We start from the raw sequence: 1453 nt of genomic DNA, 5'->3' as shown, positions 1-1453 counted from the left end.
CCTGTTACTTTTTCATTGATATTAACAGGCTCTCCACCAGGACTAACAGAACCTACGCACATGCCCCCGATAAATCCACCAGTTGGGGCTAGATGTCCATACATTCCCTCTAACATCCCTGCAGCTACTATCTCACGCGCGCGATCTTTTTGACTCTCACTAAATTTTGCAAGTTCCATCGCTTTCTCTAGCCCATGAGAAGAGGTTGTCACCTTTTTACTACCACTAGCATTAATCTCATCTATTTTTTTCTTAAAATCTGTATCTCCTAAAATCTTTTTTACATCTGGTCCGGAGTAACTCTCAGATTTTGTTTTTTGCATCTCCTTTTTCTTTTTTTCACAAGGACCGTTTGGTCCCGCCTCACATACCTCTTTTTCCGTATATTCTTCATATTGGATATCCAAAAAATATGAAATGGCATCATGTGGATCTTTACCGGTGAGGTCATTATCATAACGCGCCATGTCAAAAGCGACAACCTCTTTCCAATCCACATTTAAAGCCATCGCTACTTCCATATACTTTTTCACTTGTTCTTCTGTTTTACTTTCATCTTTTGTAAACGGTACAAGAGATGCTAAAATGACACACACCACAATAATCAGCGACATAATGATAGCTGCAGGTAATCCAACCGCGGCTAATATTGACCCTACAATTTTAAGCGTTGCCTTTTTTAGCAGTTTGGCAGCAGCTTTCGCTGCCGCCTTTCCTGCTTTTCCTGCCAATTTTGCCATTTTCCCGCCAGCTTGCATCCCTTTTTTCTTGATAAAGTGAGACGCTACATCTTTTAAGGGATTGCTTTTTTTCTGTTCATTTGGATCGTTTGGGTTCTGACTCATAGACTTGTCACACCATACTTTCCATGCTCATCATTTCGTCTTTTTCGCTGTGCTAAACGCGGGTTTGGTGCAAATGGAATCAGATTTTGCGGGTCATGTTCTGATAAATTCAGTTGTGTCTCTGCACGTACTACTTCGTCCTGTGTATGTGTAACCAAAATTTCTTCTTTTGGTTTAATACTGCTATCTTTTACTTCACAATTTCTTTCAATTCTTTGGTTTGTTTGTAAACGTGTATCTCCTTTTCCAAATGGTGAGATACGTGAAACTGTACCTTCTGTTGTGGTAGCCACCATATAACTACGGTCTCTTTCTACGACCATTTGTACATTCTTATATCCACCTTGATCTAAGTCAGACATATAGAAGTGGCCATTGTCTACCTTATGACTCACAGTAAGTGGTGGTTCACTTATCACTGGTTTTTGTTGTATTGGTCTTGGATTTTGATTTCCTACCAATTGATTTGGATTCGTATTAATCGAGCGATTTATACTAATTTTCCCACCACTTGAATCTTGTATATATGCTGGAGAAGCTTTCATACCATTTCGGTACTGTGTCAACTGCCCGTCTGCAATATTTAAATCTTGATATACCATTTGTCC

General features: G+C 39.4%; 2 pseudogenes. Both read right to left on the bottom strand.

Going from position 1 to position 1453, the window contains the following annotated elements:
* Positions 1-845 (bottom strand): annotated as a pseudogene (locus MR155_RS31105) (lysozyme family protein); the annotation flags it as partial.
* Positions 842-1453: pseudogene (locus MR155_RS31100) on the bottom strand (hypothetical protein); the annotation flags it as partial. The pseudogenes MR155_RS31105 and MR155_RS31100, both read right to left, overlap by 4 nt.

It is taken from the genome of Bacillus cereus group sp. BfR-BA-01331 (assembly GCF_022663915.1).
In the GTDB taxonomy this organism is placed as follows: Bacteria; Bacillota; Bacilli; order Bacillales; family Bacillaceae_G; genus Bacillus_A; species Bacillus_A mycoides.
The sequence above is the reverse complement of the archived record's forward strand: the minus strand, read 5'-3'. Positions and strand labels throughout refer to the sequence as shown.